General features: G+C 41.2%; 15 protein-coding genes. 12 read left to right on the forward strand and 3 right to left on the reverse strand.

Features of this window, described 5'->3' with window-relative positions:
• The first annotated feature begins 11 nt into the window (after positions 1 to 11).
• A complete protein-coding gene (locus KDW99_RS10125) occupies positions 12 to 2,363 on the forward strand; it encodes a DNA polymerase II (RefSeq protein WP_255829182.1) in 2,352 nt (783 codons plus the stop codon).
• Positions 2,364 to 2,371: 8 nt separating this feature from the next.
• Here the strand turns inward: KDW99_RS10125 and KDW99_RS10130 are convergent, their stop codons facing one another.
• The gene (locus KDW99_RS10130) at positions 2,372 to 3,148 is read right to left on the reverse strand and encodes a TatD family hydrolase (RefSeq protein ID WP_255829183.1); all 777 of its coding nucleotides are present in this window, start codon (positions 3,146 to 3,148) and stop codon (positions 2,372 to 2,374) included.
• Positions 3,145 to 4,329, reverse strand: a complete 1,185-nt coding sequence (locus tag KDW99_RS10135) for an EAL and HDOD domain-containing protein (protein WP_255829184.1) — start codon at positions 4,327 to 4,329, stop codon at positions 3,145 to 3,147. The genes KDW99_RS10130 and KDW99_RS10135 overlap by 4 nt, the downstream gene beginning before the upstream one ends.
• A 114-nt stretch (positions 4,330 to 4,443) precedes the next feature.
• Between KDW99_RS10135 and KDW99_RS10140 the strand changes: the two genes are divergently transcribed.
• The 6 genes from KDW99_RS10140 (at position 4,444) to KDW99_RS10165 (ending at position 9,067) form a co-directional block, all read left to right on the forward strand.
• Positions 4,444 to 5,379 (forward strand): chemotaxis protein CheV, encoded by a 936-nt coding sequence (locus KDW99_RS10140; protein ID WP_255829185.1) that lies wholly within the window; start codon positions 4,444 to 4,446, stop codon positions 5,377 to 5,379.
• Between the two features lie 104 nt (positions 5,380 to 5,483).
• The gene (locus tag KDW99_RS10145) at positions 5,484 to 6,287 is read left to right on the forward strand and encodes a sulfite exporter TauE/SafE family protein (protein ID WP_255829186.1); all 804 of its coding nucleotides are present in this window, start codon (positions 5,484 to 5,486) and stop codon (positions 6,285 to 6,287) included.
• Between the two features lie 160 nt (positions 6,288 to 6,447).
• A complete protein-coding gene (hemH, locus tag KDW99_RS10150) occupies positions 6,448 to 7,440 on the forward strand; it encodes a ferrochelatase (RefSeq protein WP_255829187.1) in 993 nt (330 codons plus the stop codon).
• A gap of 1 nt (position 7,441) precedes the next feature.
• Positions 7,442 to 8,179, forward strand: coding sequence for an HAD family hydrolase (locus tag KDW99_RS10155; RefSeq protein WP_255829188.1), 738 nt, complete (start codon positions 7,442 to 7,444; stop codon positions 8,177 to 8,179).
• Entirely contained in the window at positions 8,179 to 8,547 is a 369-nt protein-coding gene (locus KDW99_RS10160; protein WP_255829189.1) for a hypothetical protein, read from the forward strand. Before KDW99_RS10155 ends, KDW99_RS10160 begins: the two co-directional genes overlap by 1 nt.
• Before the next feature lie 4 nt (positions 8,548 to 8,551).
• Positions 8,552 to 9,067 (forward strand): DNA topoisomerase family protein, encoded by a 516-nt coding sequence (locus KDW99_RS10165; protein WP_255829190.1) that lies wholly within the window; start codon positions 8,552 to 8,554, stop codon positions 9,065 to 9,067.
• Between the two features lie 20 nt (positions 9,068 to 9,087).
• Here the strand turns inward: KDW99_RS10165 and KDW99_RS10170 are convergent, their stop codons facing one another.
• Positions 9,088 to 9,969 carry a TIGR01777 family oxidoreductase gene (locus KDW99_RS10170; protein ID WP_255829191.1) on the reverse strand — a complete coding sequence of 294 codons (882 nt, stop codon included), beginning with the start codon at positions 9,967 to 9,969 and terminating at the stop codon, positions 9,088 to 9,090.
• A 167-nt stretch (positions 9,970 to 10,136) separates the two neighbouring features.
• On the opposite strand from KDW99_RS10170, the gene KDW99_RS10175 reads away from it, so the two are divergent.
• From KDW99_RS10175 to KDW99_RS10195, 5 genes are read left to right on the forward strand one after another with little or no spacing between them, the layout of a single operon-like run.
• Positions 10,137 to 10,544: a sirohydrochlorin chelatase gene (locus tag KDW99_RS10175; RefSeq protein WP_255829192.1), complete on the forward strand. Its 408-nt coding sequence runs from the start codon at positions 10,137 to 10,139 to the stop codon at positions 10,542 to 10,544.
• A gap of 39 nt (positions 10,545 to 10,583) precedes the next feature.
• A complete protein-coding gene (locus KDW99_RS10180) occupies positions 10,584 to 11,975 on the forward strand; it encodes a Wadjet anti-phage system protein JetA family protein (protein WP_255829193.1) in 1,392 nt (463 codons plus the stop codon).
• Entirely contained in the window at positions 11,975 to 12,622 is a 648-nt protein-coding gene (locus KDW99_RS10185; protein WP_255829194.1) for a DUF4194 domain-containing protein, read from the forward strand. The genes KDW99_RS10180 and KDW99_RS10185 overlap by 1 nt, the downstream gene beginning before the upstream one ends.
• 9 nt (positions 12,623 to 12,631) lie before the next feature.
• On the forward strand, positions 12,632 to 16,048 hold the full coding sequence (locus KDW99_RS10190) for an SbcC/MukB-like Walker B domain-containing protein (RefSeq protein ID WP_255829195.1): 3,417 nt from the start codon (positions 12,632 to 12,634) through the stop codon (positions 16,046 to 16,048).
• 11 nt (positions 16,049 to 16,059) lie between these two features.
• The gene (locus KDW99_RS10195) at positions 16,060 to 16,365 is read left to right on the forward strand and encodes a BolA family protein (protein ID WP_255829196.1); all 306 of its coding nucleotides are present in this window, start codon (positions 16,060 to 16,062) and stop codon (positions 16,363 to 16,365) included.
• The last annotated feature ends 1 nt before the right edge of the window (position 16,366 follow it).

The raw sequence follows: 16,366 nt of genomic DNA on the forward strand, positions 1-16,366 counted from the left end.
GGGCTGTTTAGATGTTTGTAGAAAAAACTGGCTATATTGTGAGTCGCCATACGAAAGAGGTTAATGGCCACATTGAAATGAGCCTTTTTATTAAAACACCGGAAGGAACCGTTAAGGTCCTTCCAGATAGACAGCTTAGCGTATTTTTCACCGATGCACCGTTACAAAGCCTTCCCAAGGATGTGGTGGGCGTTCAATGTTCTGCATCCGCTTTGAAATCATTCAATAATGAACCTGTTGTCCTAGTTCAGAGTAATAGCCTGACGCTCCACCAGCAAATGATTAAGTGGGTAAAGAGCAATGGCTTCTCTGTTTTCGAGGAAGATATAAAAGCCCACAACCGATATTTGATGGAACGCAACATACGTGGTGCCGTGCGATTTATCGGCATTCCGGATTCTAGTAATCAAACATTTCATCAAGCCCGAGTCATTGCGGGAAATTGGCAACCCGATTGGAATGTGTGGTCACTGGATATCGAAACTTCAGTCTCAACCAATACCTTACTCTCTATTGGCGTCACATCGCGAGATCAGCGTGTTGCTTTTGTGGTTACCGATCAAGAAAATACCTCACCGATCATTCATCGCTTCAGTGATGAAAAAAGCTTGTTATTGGCGTTTATTCGTTATGTAAAAAAGCACTCACCAGACATTTTTATTGGTTGGAATTTAATTGGTTTTGATTTGCAGTTTATTGATCAGCGCTGTCAGGTTTTAGGTATTCGTCCGGCGTTTGGCGTGAATGGGGAAAATTGGAATATTCGTTCTTCAGATAACCAAGGGAAATACTTTGCGAGTATTCCTGGGCGTGTTGCGTTAGACGGTATTACTTTATTGAAAGTAGGTGGTTATCACTTCGAATCCTACAGTTTAAACAATGTCAGCAACGAGATCCTTGATGATGGCAAGCTATTACATGGCAGCGAGCGTTGGCAAGAAATAGAGAGGTTACATAGAGAAGATTTAGACGCGTTTGTTGCCTATAACCTTCAAGACTGCGATCTTGTCATGCGTATTTTTGAAAAGTTAAAACTCATCGAATTACAGCAAACTCGTGTCGACTTAACCGGTATTCCGTTTGAACAAACTGGTGGATCGGTTGCCGCCTTTGAAAACTTATATTTGCCTAGGTTGCATACTTCGGGTTGGGTTGCGCCCGCTTGGAGTGATGATGACTTTGTTGCTAGCCCTGGCGGTTTCGTCATGTCTTCCATACCTGGGTTATATAAAAATGTATTGGTATTTGATTTTAAAAGCCTTTATCCAAGTATTATTCGTACCTTTTATGTAGATCCCTTAGCTCGAATAATTGCTAAGCACATAAGTAGTGATTCGACACAAGATGAAGCGGCTGGAATTCAGTTGGTTCCAGGTTTTTTGGGGGCGCACTTTGATAGGCAAAAGGCGATTTTGCCGTCATTAGTTGGTGAGCTCGCTCAAGCACGGGAAGAAGCAAAAAGAGTGGGTAATAGCATTTTGAGCTACGCCATAAAAATCATCATGAATTCGTTTTATGGTGTTCTGGGATCAAATGTTTGCCGTTTTTATCATGCTGAATTAGCAAGCTCAATTACTATGCGTGGCCATGAATTATTAGGTAAAACGCAAGCTTGGATGGAGGAGCGTGGCGCAAAAGTAATATATGGTGATACGGATTCTTTATTTGTCACGTTGGGCAATGATCTAGCAGATCCTCAGACACAAGGTGAGCAATTGCGTGATGATATTAACGTTTGCCTTTCAAATTGGTGTAAGGAATATGCTCAGCTTGATTCCCATTTAGAGCTTGAGTTTGAGAGGGTTTACGAAAGGTTCTTTATGCCGACAATACGAGGGCAAGAAGAAGGCAGTAAAAAACGCTACGCTGGTAAATCAAAGGGAGAACTTGTTTTTAAAGGCTTGGAAGCGGCGCGAACCGATTGGACACCTTTGGCAAGGCAGTTTCAGCGAACCCTTTTTGAAAAAGTGTTTAATGATGAGAGCCCGGTTGTTTATATTCAGCAGACTATAGAAAAATTAAGAGCTGGTGGCTTTGATGATCAGCTGATTTACAGCAAGCAGTTAAGTCGCCCTTTGTCTTCCTACACAAAAAATAAGCCACCACATGTTAGGGCGGCGGCAATAATTGATCAAAAAAGAGAAGAGCAAGGGCTACCGCTAGAATACAATAAAGGTAGGAAACGCGTTTATTACCTATATCAACGTTCAGGCGTGGTGCCTTACGAAAGCGCTGATGATTTAATCGATTTAGATTATGAGCATTATATCGAAAAGCAGATAGAGCCTATTGCAGATAGTATCCTGCCATTTTTCAAAACCAACATGGCAAGTTTGCTATCGCAACAAATATCTTTGCTTTAGTGGCTTTGTTAGGCACGAATTCCGAAGGCGGTTTCTGTGTTATCGATTGTTATTCTTACGAGCTCTTCGACAGTAATGTTTTTTAGTCTGGCAACTTCTTGTGCTACCCAGGGCAAATATTTAGGGTGATTTTTCTTAGGGCGTGGTCGAATATTGCGTGGCAATAGAAACGGCGCGTCGGTTTCTATTAACAGCTTATTCAAAGGAATATGAGGTATAGAAGCTTGCAAGTCTTCACCTCGGCGTTCATCACATACCCACCCCGTGATACCTATAAATAAACCTAACTCTAAATATCCTTCTAACTCAATTCGACTGCCAGTAAAACAATGAATAACGGATTTTTTAGCCAGATCTGGATGTTGCTTAAGTATCTCTATCATCTCTTTGTGTGCATCTCTTTCATGCAGATACAAGGGTAGCTGGTGCTCAATGGCTAACTCAATTTGCTCATTAAATGCATGTAATTGTTCGTTTGGTGTTGAGTAGTTGCGATTGAAATCAAGTCCGGTTTCACCTATTGCAACAGGTCTTGCTGCATTAATTAGATCCGTTATTTGAGATTTACTGTTTGCATTCCACGTTTTTGCCTGGTGGGGATGACAGCCTAATGTGTGCCACATTGCTGGGTGGTTCTGGCTTAATACCTGAATTTGATGGCTTTCTTCTAGGTCAGAAGCGATGCAAATCATGCCTCTGACACCTGCATCCTGCATATCTGCAAAAGTACTGTCTAAATCATCTAGAAAAAAACGGTGATTGATATTAACTCCGATGTCTATCATAAGCGCCCCATCTCACGAGCTTCTTTTAAACTTTCTATGTACAGCTGTTTTAATGATTGTTTTGATATGTTTTGACTCTTAAGTAGATCAAAAGGAATTTTCTCCCATCGACCCGCTTCATAGGCAACGACTATTTTTAATACACCACCTAAATTGCCTTTGTATTCTAATAGAGCTGTTTTTATATTCTCATCTAATGGTAAATCTTTTAACAGCGATGGCATTTCTTCGTCTAGGAAGCTAGGAAGATATGAGAACAAACCCACCAAAAATGCGCCTTCTAATTTTGGAAATAATGCTGCCGAGAGACTTTGACAAAAACAGGCCCTAGATACTGCTATAGGAAAAAGGCAATCTGGCCTACCTGGCACACTGCCAAACATAACAAGTCCGACCCATTTTATTAGTTCTCTAATACCAATAATCTCGATTGCTCGCTGAGCGTTGGAGACATTAAATTGACTTCGATACATTACTGTATGAGTAAGCTTGATAATCCGGTACGTTAACGTGGGGTCGCGTTCAATGCATTCTGCTAAAACAATTGGAGAGGATTCTTGGTTATGTAAAGCGACTAATAAATCCATCAGAATGGCTTTGTAGGCTAAGATGCGCTTTCCTTTGACTGGTTTTACCTTATGTATGGCATTACCACTAAATTGACCTTCAGGAATGACCTTTTGAAGCTGATGAAATTGCTCTATATTATCGATTTTGTTTACCCAAATACTCTTTGCAGACAGTGAAGGGTGTTTAACTGTTTCAATTACGTCTTCAATTGATAGGCAATTTAGAGTAAAAAGTACGTGAGAAAAAACACTGAAAAAACTGGCAGGGAATAATGCTAGATCAGGGTTTATAATGCCGAATTGATATCCTTGAAGACGAAACTCTGACAATGAATCCATATCCGTTAGTGATAGTTCTGTGCCACTTAAGAAAATGACCATGTGAATATTGCTTTGTAGCGGTAGAGCAGGGAGTTCATGTAGACTTGTTTGAAAATAAATGGTTTTTTGCTGTGTAATTTCGGTAAGATTAACATCAACAAACAGGGAGCTTAAAAAGGAAGTGTCCTGACCCTGTGCATCACTGTTTGGGTGCAGTATGTAATACGCGATTGTTTCTGATAGTCGATTTACAACGGCTTTACGACAAAAAAGTACATCGGCGTCTTTCATTAAGAGTCCTTGCTAGAAAGAGTTAACACAAAAAAACACTGTAAGATTTAGCCTTATAGAATATCATGGTTATAATGGAATAATGCCTTAATTTAAAATGTTTGGAGTAAATATATGGCAAGCATGTTAGACGCTGTAGACCAAAGAACTAAGCTGGTGGGTGAAAACCGCTTAGAACTTCTAATGTTTCGCCTTGGCGGAATGCAAATGTTTGCAATAAACGTTTTTAAAGTTCAAGAAGTCGTCATGCTTCCTAAGTTGAACTTAATGCCACATAGACACCCATCTGTGGCTGGCGTAACACATTTCCGTGGTAGAACCGTCCCAGTTATCGATTTATCTGAGTCCATTGGTATGAGACCAATCGACCGTACTCAGCCATGCAATTTAATTGTGACAGAGTATAACAATACTGTTCAAGGGTTTATGGTTGGTGAGGTAGATCGCATTATCAATATGAATTGGAATGAAATCTTACCGCCACCAGATGGCACTGGTCGCCAGCATTATTTAACTGCAATAACTCGTGTTAATGACCGTATTGTTGAAATTATTGATGTTGAAAAAGTCTTAGCCGAAATTTCTCCTTATGACGGTAGCATCAGTGATCATGTAATTGATAAAGATTTATTATCCCTAGCAAAAGGTTTAGAGGTTTTAATCGTGGATGATTCATCGGTTGCTCTAGCCCAGTGCCGTTCCACATTAGACTTTTTGGGTATAAAAGTGCATGAGGCGACTAACGGTAAACGTGGCTTGGAGGCGCTTAAGAAGTGGGCTGACGAAGGCGAGATCGTTCCAGAAAAACTGCTGATGATGATCACTGATGCCGAAATGCCTGAAATGGATGGATATCGTTTAACGCGTGAAGTTCGTGAAGATCCAAGACTTAAAGATCTTTATATCGTTTTACATACATCACTAAGCGGTAGTTTTAACAAAGCAATGGTGCAAAAAGTAGGTTGTGATGATTTCTTATCAAAATTTCAGCCAGATAAATTAGCAACATTGATTCAGGATCGCATGCGTACTGTTGTTGAGCAAGAATAGCTATTTCGCGTAATTTTAGTTTATTAAAAGAGCAGGCGAAGGCCTGCTTTTTGTTGTCTTACTCATAACTATAGAGTTATGGCTAAAGAAGGTGTCTTGTTTTTATGCCCACCATTGAAATGATTATACTATTACTTTTTATTGGTGCTGCAACTGGCTCAGTTGCTTCTGTTATAAGGATAGCACCTACCTTGATCGCTATCCCTGCCTTATATTTTTTTATGCCGGTGTTTGGTTTGTCTTTTCAAGCACTCATGCTTCCAGTAGTTGCAACCTGTATTACCGCATTTATTCCAGCTCATCTTTATGCTTGGGTTATTGCAATGAAGAAGGGGGCGGTTGACTCCCAGCAGCTTATTAACTTCGCTCCAGGCATTGCAATGGGTGGTGTAATAGGCGCTCAACTTCTGTCTCTTAGTAGCCTACTAACCTTCAAAGTTGCGTTTTTATTAATATCTCTAATGGCGATAATTAATATTGTTTTTTCTTCTAAGCTAGAAAGATCGCATGTGATGCCATTCGCAACGTCTTGGAATATGATTGTAGGACTCATTGTTGGTGTTTTGTCTCTTCTGGCGGGTAACTGCGGACGCGTGTTAGGGGATAGTCTGTGCCATCTAAGAAAAGTTGATCAAATACAACGGCAAGGCACATTAGATGGTTTTGTTGTTTTTGCCTCTATCGCCGCAATGGTAGGCTTTATTTATCCAGCCAAAACATTCAATGATATGGGAGTATCTGGTTTTGCTGGAGCGGTGCATCTGCCTTCAATGATCGTTTTATCATGTAGTCACATGTTCTTTTATTGGTTGTGTCGTAATCGCGGTAATGAGCTTGATAGAAATGTCCTTTCCATTAGCTTCGTCGTCTTTATAGTGTTTTCAGTCATTCGCTTATTGATTTCTTGAAGTGCTTTTAGCTGAGAAGGCAATAAAGCAAAACTGACACTATTCTTCTTTTCAGATACTAAACGAAACATTATCAAGCCTGAATTAGCTTGGTATTTTCATTATTGTCCCCATTTTATTAGCTTATAATAGACAATAAATCCAATCCAAAAGGTATAGCATGAAAAACAAGAGCGACTATGGCGTATTGATGATGAACTTGGGGACGCCAGACGCCCCGCAAACACCTGCAGTTCGCCGCTACCTTAGAGAGTTTTTGTCTGATTCTCGTGTTGTCGATTTAAACCCTTTGATTTGGAAGCCTATTCTAAATCTGATTGTTCTGACTCTACGTCCGCCAAAAGTGGCAAAAATTTATCAGCAAGTTTGGATGGATGAAGGCTCCCCCCTGTTGGTGTTAAGTGATCGCTTAAAAGCCAATGTAAAAAAATCGCTATCCGATAAATTGGGTCATAGTGTTCCAGTTGAACTAGCAATGACTTATGGCAACCCCAGTGTTGAAACGGCAGCTCAAAAATTGAGAAAGCAGGGCGTAAAAAACATCCTTGTAATGCCTATGTACCCGCAATTCTCAGCTACAACGACCGCAGCTGCTTACGATAGATTAATGAAATCCTTAAAGAATTGCCCTCATTGGCCATCATTACAGCTATTGCATGATTACGCGGACCATCCTTTATACATTAAGGCACTAGCTAATTCTGTGCGAACTCAATGGGATAAACAGGGCGAAAGGCGTCATTTGGTTTTGTCATATCACGGTATTCCTAAACGCTACGTGACCAATGGCGACCCTTATGCAAGACGATGTGAAACAACCAGTCGTTTAGTTGCAGAAGAGCTAGACCTCGGTGATCACGAGTGGACTCACGTTTATCAGTCTAGATTTGGGCGTGAAGAGTGGCTTAAACCCTATGCTGATGCCACATTAAAAGCGATGCCTTCGATGGGAATAAAAAAGATCAATATTATTAGCCCTGCTTTTTCAATTGACTGTATAGAGACGCTTGAAGAAGTAACATTGGAGCTGGGTGATGAGTTCAAAAATAATGGTGGCTTAGGCTTTGATTACATTCCCGCGCTTAATGACACAGCAGATCAAGTAGCTCTGTATGTTAACTTGATTGAACAAAATACTAAGCAATGGACCTAAAATGCATTTAAGTAATTCAAACATTAAAGCAATCGCTTTCGATGCAGACGATACACTGTGGCGGAATGAAGACATTTTCATTCATGCCCAAGATGAGTTTATTAATTTGCTTCTGCCGTATCATGATGAAGCTTATATTCGCGCCCACCTTGGTGAGGTGCAAATTAAAAACCTAGAGCATTTTGGCTATGGCATTAAGGGTTTTACTTTATCCATGATCGAAACGGCTATTGAACTAACGGAAGGTCGTATTTCTGGTAACGAAATACATGAAATTATTCAGCTTGCTAAATGCATGTTGGCATCTCCCGTAGATTTGTTACCAAATATAGAAAGGGTGTTATCCCAGTTGAAAGGGAAATATCGTTTACTGGTTATTACGAAAGGCGATCTACTTGATCAAGAAAGTAAGTTGTCTAGGTCAGGTATTGCGGATTATTTTGATGACATTGAGATTGTTAGTGATAAAACGTCGGACGCCTACCTGCAAATATTGCAGCGCCACCAAATTTCTGCAGAAAATTTTTTGATGATAGGTAACTCATTAAAATCAGATGTGTTGCCTGTATTGGACCTCGGGGCTCAGGCTCTACATGTTCCTTACCATAGCACTTGGGATCATGAAAAAGTAACAGATGACACATTGCTACGTTACCCACAGCTTGAAGCTCTTAGTGATATTGATCAGCTAATTAGTTGGTTAAATTCTTCGACTCGTGAAAATAGACAGGCCGTATAATGAAATATATAAAAGCGATTATTTACTCTTTTATCCTTCTGTCGACCATAGTACAGGCCGAAGAAAGCTCTCTTGATAAAGCTAAGAATGGTGCTGAAGAATTGTGGGGGAAGACCAAAGATACTACTATACAAATAGCGGATAGCGCATCGGAAAAAGCATCCGAGTATGGCGAGAAAGCTTCTGATTTAGGCAGTAAAGTCGCCAAAAATGCCAAAGACACTGGTTCAGTCGTATGGGATAAAATGAAAGAAGCCGGAACAGCTACTGCGGATAGTGCGAGAAAAGGCGCATCAAAAATACGCAGTCTTGTAGGTCAGGAAGATTGTAAAGAAGACAGTTCGTCTTGTAATAACCCGAAAGAGTAAGTCTGTGCAGGAAAAAGACAGTAAGAAACTAGCATCACCTTCTAGCAACTGGGAACAAGAGTTCTTGGAACAGGGTGATGATGCTCACATTAAATCGGCTAAGGTTCGGTATCGCTGCCCAAAATGCGAAAGCCTGCTGATTTTAAAAGAAGGCGCGAATGGTGCTTTCTGGGGCTGCGAGTCTTATCCTGTATGCAGCTATACTGCGAATAATGAAAACGGCAAGCCCGTAAGGGCTAAGCGCTACCTTTGTCCTGCTTGTCAGTCCCCACTTAGAAGAAAGACGTTTAAAGATAATGTTTTTTGGGGGTGCTCTAATTACCCTGAATGCAAAGTAACCGTGGAAGACGATAATGGCATTCCCTCAAGCACGAAAAAATATCCTTGTCGCGCTTGCGGTCACTATTTAGTTAGAAAGAAAAGCAAAAACGGCTACTTTTGGGGCTGTATAACTTACCCTGTCTGCACCAACACTCTAAATGATGAAAAAGGCTTACCGGTGTTAAAAAAGAAGCGTTAAAACTGACTTTCCGTCTTCAATTAACGACGCTTTTCAATATCTAACAGGGCTTCATCTATGTTGCTATACTGGAATTCAAAACTTTGCTTCTCTAACCTCTGCGGTACAATTTTTGCTCCCTCAGTTAATAAAGAAGCCATCTCGCCAAAAATAAGATTTAGCATCCATTTCGGTGTCGGAAGAATCGCTGGGCGATTTAATACTGCAGCGTAAGATTGCGCAAAACGTTTTTGCTCAATCAATTGCGGAGCCACTAAATTAAAGGTTCCTACATAAGATGGATCGGAAATGGCGTGGTTAATTGCCTTCACTACATCGTCAAGATGAATCCATGAAAACCATTGCTTGCCACCTGCAATTGGCCCACCTAGTCCGCACAAAAAAGGCAATCGCATTTTACCAAGTGCTCCACCTGTCCCTAACACAACCCCTAATCGGAATATAACGACTCGTGTGTTATCCGTTGAAAATGCATTCGCAGCGTCTTCCCAAGCCGCACACAAATCATGAGCGAAGCCTGTTTTGGGTGGCGTATTCTCATAAAAAACATCATGCCTTGCTACACCGTAGTAACCAACCGCAGACATAGATATGACCGTTCTAGGTGAGTACTTCAAGGACTGTTTTATGTTATTTGTTAAGGACACTCGGCTTTCAAATAAGGTCTGCTTACGTTTATTGGTCCATGGTTGGCTCGCAATGTTTTCACCCGCGAGGTTGATGAAAATATCTAACTGTTCATCTAATTCAACGAGTGATTCCAAAGTCAGTTGCTTAACTTTACTATCTAGACGTTTGTCCACTTGTCTAACAAGGGCGTAAACTTGATGGTTACCTTTTAGTAACGTTTTAAGCAAATGTTGGCCAATAAAGCCGGTGGCTCCTGATAACAAAATCTTCACTTTAAAATGCTCCATGTGTTGCGATAGCTACAGTATTACGTATAAAAAAGGAAATAGGATCAATAACTTCCTAAATCTAGTGAATAATCTAAAATTTGTCCTGTTTCATCAGAAGATTTGAAGCTTTTTTACTCTGCACCTTCTTTTTCTGACATAGGATGGCTAAAATGGGGAATCGAGAAACATTAGGTATCAAAATGCTACGCAAAGAATACGATCACATCATACTTCTTGCACATGGAAGCCCTGACCCCCTTTGGAAAGAGCCATTCGAATCACTTTATAATCAAGTGTCTCAAACGTATGGTAAAAACAATGTGAGTTTGGCTTATATGGAACTTACATCTCCTTCTTTGGAAGATGTTGTCGCTAAATTGGCAAAAGAAGTTCGTACCCTAGCTGTGTTGCCACTATTTTTAGCGGTTGGCCGTCATCTAAGACATGATGTACCAGCCCAAATAGAGTCATTGCAAACTGCTGAGCTTCAAATAGAATTGCTACCGCCAATTGGAGACGATGCATTAGTAAAACAGGCTATGCAGGCGGTCGTTGCCAATCATTTAGGTAAGGTTTAAAAATGCCATTAGTTTTCGTTAATTCATGGAGCCGGATGAATGCTATTTAGACACTTACCTGATGAAATATTTCAGGCTTTAAGCGGCTCCAATAGAGCATTAATTGAGGCGGTATTAAATGACCTTGCCGATGTTTTTTATGATCATGCAGAAGACCCAATAAAAGATAAATCGACAATCATTGAGTCGATTGAAGACACCTTACACAAATTGGATACGCTTGCTTGGCATGATGATCAAAAAGAATCCTTCGATTCACCAAAAACCATTCATGACTATGCGCTAAGAATATACCACCGCTTAGTCAATACTGGGTGGCTGGTCGAAGAGCAAGAACTGTATCGTGTTAGCGTGTTAATGACTCCGCAGATTTCTATGTTGCTGCGCTCCTTAGTCGAAATCAGCCGTCATGGTAAACGTAACTATGGTGCTACTGTATTAAGTATACTTAGTAACCTAGAATCGGTAGCCAAGCACCCAAAAGAACGCGGTGTAACTTTACGTCAGTCTGCTGAAGCTTCTAGAGATTTCTCTGCGCATTTAAATCAGATTTTGCTTGGTATTCGCAGCTTGCAGCGAGAATTATTTGCTAGCCGCGACCCGAAAGCAATCGTGGCAGGATTCTTTGATTTGTTTGTCGAAGGTATTTTAATTGCCGACTACAAAACGATCAAAACCAGTAACAACCCATTTCGATTTAGACGCCAGATTCTTGAGTTAACTCAGGAATTTTTGAGTAATCCTGAGACCATGGGGCAGGTTGCTCAATGTTATGTTGATCAACAATTGATTACCATGGCAGAAGCTCAAGCTATGGTTGAAAAAGACTGTCGAGATATCATTCAGACCTTCAGTAACATAGAGCAACGCTTAGAGCGCATCGACGAATACCGCTATCGTTTGGAAAAACGAGCGGCCGATACGGCGCGTTACATGGACAGTTCACGGCCGGGCATGGCCAATAAAGTGGCCGGCATCATTACTGATGTGGCGAAATACGACAAGCTGCCTATCTTAAAACAAGTTATTGGTTCTCGTTTTGTTGGTATGGCCTCAGCTGCGCAACCAACAAAACGTCGTGAGCCACCACCGCCTCGTGTCATGACACCATCAGAAGTGTCGGCTGATGCCATTAAACTTCGTGATCAGCAACGTCGCTTCCATGAAGCTCGCCAAGTGACAATTCCTAAGATGCAACATTATTTAGATACTCAGATTGCTTTAGGTGAGAGTAAGCATATTCTGGATTTTACCATCGAATCAGTAGAAGACTTTGTTTGCTTTGACCATTTACGTTATGTCGGATCTCTTGGTGTAAGTGCGAAGAAAATAGAAGATTCATTTGAAGTACAGTTTACTAATCAATATTTGGATGTGCACAACTTCGTTGAATGTCGCGAATTTACTGTAGTGCGTAGGAGCAAAGCGTAATGCTTAGAGAATTAAAAAAAGTCGTTGAAGAGTCCGGCAAAGACGCTCAAGAATTCCAACAGACCGCAAACTTTGTGATTGCAAACCAATTTGCCAGCGCCTACAAACATGGCCAACGTAAGCATTACCTTCTTTTAGAATCCTATCAGGACTACTTCGCTAACCTTTTTGATGCGTTGGGTATGACTCTCTACATAAACGAAAATGAGCGTTTAGCGGGGGTTTTACCCGTTCAAAAAGAAGCCTTTGTGCGTTTAAAAACAGACGAGACATTATTCTTATTGGTTCTACGCCAAATTTACGAAGAAAAAATTGAAAACTTCGAGGTGGATAATGGCTTTGTGGCTACCAATACCCACACCATACTAGACAGATTCGTTCAGTTGGTTAAACGTGAAATCCCCAATGAAACACGTTTTAAAGACATCTTGGCCTTGTTTAGTCGTCATGGGATTGTTATTCGCGGCAAAACCTATGAAGAAGACAGTAAGAACCAAATGATTAATATCACTCCTGTTGTGAGATTGATCGTAACCGAAGCCTATCTAAGACAATTAGAGTCATTCAATGGCACAGACCCAGATGAAGATGAAATTGCTGACTCAGATGTTGAAACAGAAACAACGCAAGAAACTAATCAAGACTAGGACCAAAATATGAAAAAGTTAAATCGAATCGTATTAGTAAATTGGTACCTGCTTGGTGCAGAAGAAATTAATATACGCGGCAACACTGCCATTATCGGACCAACAGGTTCTGGTAAATCCTCTTTGCTAGATGCGATTCAAACCGTATTGACAGGGGCTAGCAAACGTCATCTGAATTACAACGCCAGTGCAAACGACGGTAAAGCCAGCGGTCGTAGTATTCGTTCTTACATACTGGGGATGATAGATTCAGGCCAAGCAAATACAAAAACGTTTGGCACGCAACCCAGACAAGATGCAACAAGCTATCTTGCATTGGTGTTCGAGGACAGTATTACAGGCAAAGAATCAACTGTAGGCTTATCATTAAGTGCATCCTTAGCCTCCCCGGAAGAAGATGTACTTGGACGGTTTGTGTTATCAAACTTTGGTGCCAGAAAGTCCGACTTCATCGATGCAATGGAAGGCAGTAGCTATAAGGCTAAGCCTTGGATTGAAGTTCGCGAAACAATGAAGAAAGTGTGCCTAGACCCTTACATCAAGTCGGGCAGTGCCTCTGCAACTCAATACATTAATCGCTATCTTGAAGAATTAAGTCCAAGTCCAGATCATTTAATCACTTTGGACAGCTTCCTTAAAAACTTCAAAAATGCGTTGAAGTTTGTACCTATCGCATCACCAACTCGCTTTGTGCAAGATTTTGTTTTGGCAGAAGCACCTTTGCAAGTGGGCGCTTATCAAAAATCTCTCAATGAATATCGTCACCTAGAAGCCAAAACGCTTGAAGTATCCAAGCGTATTGATGATTTAAAACTCATTCAGCAAGACTGTGAGAAAAAGCATCAACAAGAACAAAGCGCTATTAACTATCACTGGATAGCGACAGAAGCACGCTTTGACGAGTTAGGCAGCAAACAAGATGACATTCAAGATCAATACGAGCTGCAAAAAGAACGCGAAGAGGAAATTGAAGAACAACTCGCAACTCAAGCCAGCTTATTAAAACAACTGCAAGGGCAGTTACTGCGCTTTGAGCAACAGTACGAACATTCAGATGTTGGTTTAAAGCTACAGCAGCTTGAGCAAAATAAGAAGCTACTTACTCTGCAAGGCCAGCAAGACCAAAAGGCCATTCTGCAAGTCCGTCAGTTAACCTTGTTATTGTCTGCGCTCAATTCCTTTGAAGATCTGCTGTCGAAAGAAACTATTGCCTTAATAAATGAGTTCTCTGCTTTCCATGGTTTGATCACGGAAGAAGGGCGAGTAGAAGGCAACCTTAAACCTTTGACGCAGAAATTAGCGGCCTTAAATGACATTTTAGACAAAGAAAAGTCACAGGTATTTGGTCAGCGTTCGGAATTGAACCGTACGATTCTAAATTTAAAAGACGAATGTAAACAGCTTGAATCAGATGTCTCCTCCCTGAAAGGAGGTGTTAGCCCTCTTTCACAGAATACAAAACGCCTGATTGCGTTATTAAAAGACGCCAGTATTACCGCGACACCACTTAGCCATCTTGCTGAAGTAACAGACAGAAAATGGCAAGATGCCATTGAAGGCTACCTTGGTGCTCAACGCGAAGCTCTGATTGTTGAGCCTGAAGATGCTGAAGAAGCAATTCGAATCTTCCGTGCTCATAGACGCCAGTTAATGGGCTGTCGTGTTATCGATACCACACAGACTCGACTATGGTTAAATCGTGGCGATCATAATTCTGCCTTGCGTTTTATTCGTTGTAATAATGATCACGCTCAAGCTTACCTAAACCGTCGTTTGGGTGGAATTAAACCGGTAGACACAGAACGTGAGTTGCTTCGCGAAGACAGCGCAATGACAGCCGATGGCATGTTAAAGCTTGCTGGTACGATTTCTACTATTCGCTTTGTACCACACATGATGGTGGGTATTAATACTGAAGGTATGCGAGAGTCGCGCGAGAAACAACTTGCCAACTTAAGTGGTGAGCTAATGAATTTCCTCAAGGCGGACCAACGTCTTGAGCAGGCAGACTCCTTACTTGGTCGAGTGATGGCTAATAACCAATTTGATGCTGAAAGCATCGGTAATGCTAGCCATACCATCACCCGTTTAACGCAAGAGTTAGAGTCAGTTGAAGCAGAAATTTCTCAGCTACAAAAACATGATGATACTGAGCTGCAAGAGCGTATCGAAGAACTTAAATCTCGCATCGCCAACGTCGAGTTAGATCAGAAAAAATTGGATCGCGAGCGTCAACAAATTGCGGAACAGTTTGGTGCACTGAATACACAAAAGAGTCAACTAAGTTCAGCATTGTCTGCGCTCGATGAAGAGCGTAATCGCTTAACATCGAATCCAAAGTACGACGCTGAATTTGCTAGCGAGCGATATGCGTTATTGGAAAGCAGTATGGTAAACGGTGCTGCTATTTATAAAGAGGCCATTAGCCGAGCGGACAAAGCCAGTGAAAAAGCACGTAGTTTTGATCAGAAGGTTCGTAAAGAAGTAGCCGATCATTATGGCAAATATCATCATGCGAATTTAGATAATGATGTTCAGTTAGATTATTTAGAATCTAAGTTTGAAGAGTTTGAGCACTATGTGACTTATCAAATCGATGTTTTGAGTGAAACGGAATTGGCGAAATACGCTAAACGTGCTGAATTAGCTCGAAAAGAAGCCGAGGAAACGTTCCGTTCGGATTATGTTTCTAAATTGAAGGACTCTCTTGATCAAGTCGCACACATTATTCGTGAACTTAACCACAGCTTGAAACGCCGTCCATTTAACCAAGAAATCTATCAGTTCCGCTATTACCCAAATGGTGATATGAAAGATATATTAGATCTTGTTGAGCGTTTCAGTGCTCAGGACCAAGCTAACGTAGGTGGTCTATTTGATCCGCATTTAAGCGATGATCCTGATCACATTCGTGCAATTGCATCGATTCAAGAGCTAATTTCTGATGATGAAAAGCAGCAGGATCTGGCAGATTATCGTAAGTTTTATAACTTTGAAGTTGATATCTTAGATGCTGAAGGGAATAAGAAGACGACCCTCAGTCAACGTATTCAGACTGGTTCAGGTGGTGAGCACCAGATTCCGTTCTATTTGGCCATTGCTGCAGCCTTGTCTACAACTTATCGCTTACATGAAACCATGGAAGGCGAGATCGTTGGTGGCTTCTCATTGGCAATGTTCGATGAGGCTTTCAACAAAATAGACATGGTAAAAACGTCAACTTGTATGGGCTTTATGAAAGACATTGGTCTGCAAGTTATTGCGGCAGCGCCAGATGATAAACGTGCCGTTATGGCCGCGAATATGGATACGGTTATCAGTGTATGGCGAGAAGGTGGTGCGGTGTCTATCGACGTGGCTTATCCGAAAGAAAAAGGTCAGGTACTACTGAATGGTCAATCTGATAGCCTAGCAACTCCAGCGTAACTGAGAATAATATGATCGTACAAAATCAAATAGATCAACGCATAAATGAAGAATTGGATGTGCATCATATGACTCTCGAAAATGAGAGTTATATGCATAATGTACCGAAAGGAAGTGAGTCGCATTTTAAACTCGTTCTAGTGAGTGATGCGTTCGAAGGTAAGATGTTGGTCCAGCGTCATCAGCTTGTTTACGGCGTTTTGCAAGATGAGATGACAAAGATACATGCTCTTGCTATGCATCTATACTCAATAAAAGAATGGAGTGAGCGCAACGCGCTTGCCCCTTCATCGCCAAAATGCCATGGAGGCGAGTAGG

The sequence above is a fragment of the Marinomonas rhizomae genome, assembly GCF_024397855.1.
GTDB classification, from domain to species: Bacteria; Pseudomonadota; Gammaproteobacteria; order Pseudomonadales; family Marinomonadaceae; genus Marinomonas; species Marinomonas rhizomae_A.

Bases quoted from the DNA above. Each gene is read 5' to 3' on its own strand.
- KDW99_RS10125 (WP_255829182.1), top strand. From the start codon at position 12: ATGTTTGTAGAAAAAACTGGCTATATTGTGAGTCGCCATACGAAAGAG.
- KDW99_RS10130 (WP_255829183.1), bottom strand. From the start codon at position 3,148: ATGATAGACATCGGAGTTAATATCAATCACCGTTTTTTTCTAGATGAT.
- KDW99_RS10135 (WP_255829184.1), bottom strand. From the start codon at position 4,329: ATGAAAGACGCCGATGTACTTTTTTGTCGTAAAGCCGTTGTAAATCGA.
- KDW99_RS10140 (WP_255829185.1), top strand. From the start codon at position 4,444: ATGGCAAGCATGTTAGACGCTGTAGACCAAAGAACTAAGCTGGTGGGT.
- KDW99_RS10145 (WP_255829186.1), top strand. From the start codon at position 5,484: ATGCCCACCATTGAAATGATTATACTATTACTTTTTATTGGTGCTGCA.
- hemH (WP_255829187.1), top strand. From the start codon at position 6,448: ATGAAAAACAAGAGCGACTATGGCGTATTGATGATGAACTTGGGGACG.
- KDW99_RS10155 (WP_255829188.1), top strand. From the start codon at position 7,442: ATGCATTTAAGTAATTCAAACATTAAAGCAATCGCTTTCGATGCAGAC.
- KDW99_RS10160 (WP_255829189.1), top strand. From the start codon at position 8,179: ATGAAATATATAAAAGCGATTATTTACTCTTTTATCCTTCTGTCGACC.
- KDW99_RS10175 (WP_255829192.1), top strand. From the start codon at position 10,137: ATGGGGAATCGAGAAACATTAGGTATCAAAATGCTACGCAAAGAATAC.
- KDW99_RS10180 (WP_255829193.1), top strand. From the start codon at position 10,584: ATGCTATTTAGACACTTACCTGATGAAATATTTCAGGCTTTAAGCGGC.
- KDW99_RS10185 (WP_255829194.1), top strand. From the start codon at position 11,975: ATGCTTAGAGAATTAAAAAAAGTCGTTGAAGAGTCCGGCAAAGACGCT.
- KDW99_RS10190 (WP_255829195.1), top strand. From the start codon at position 12,632: ATGAAAAAGTTAAATCGAATCGTATTAGTAAATTGGTACCTGCTTGGT.
- KDW99_RS10195 (WP_255829196.1), top strand. From the start codon at position 16,060: ATGATCGTACAAAATCAAATAGATCAACGCATAAATGAAGAATTGGAT.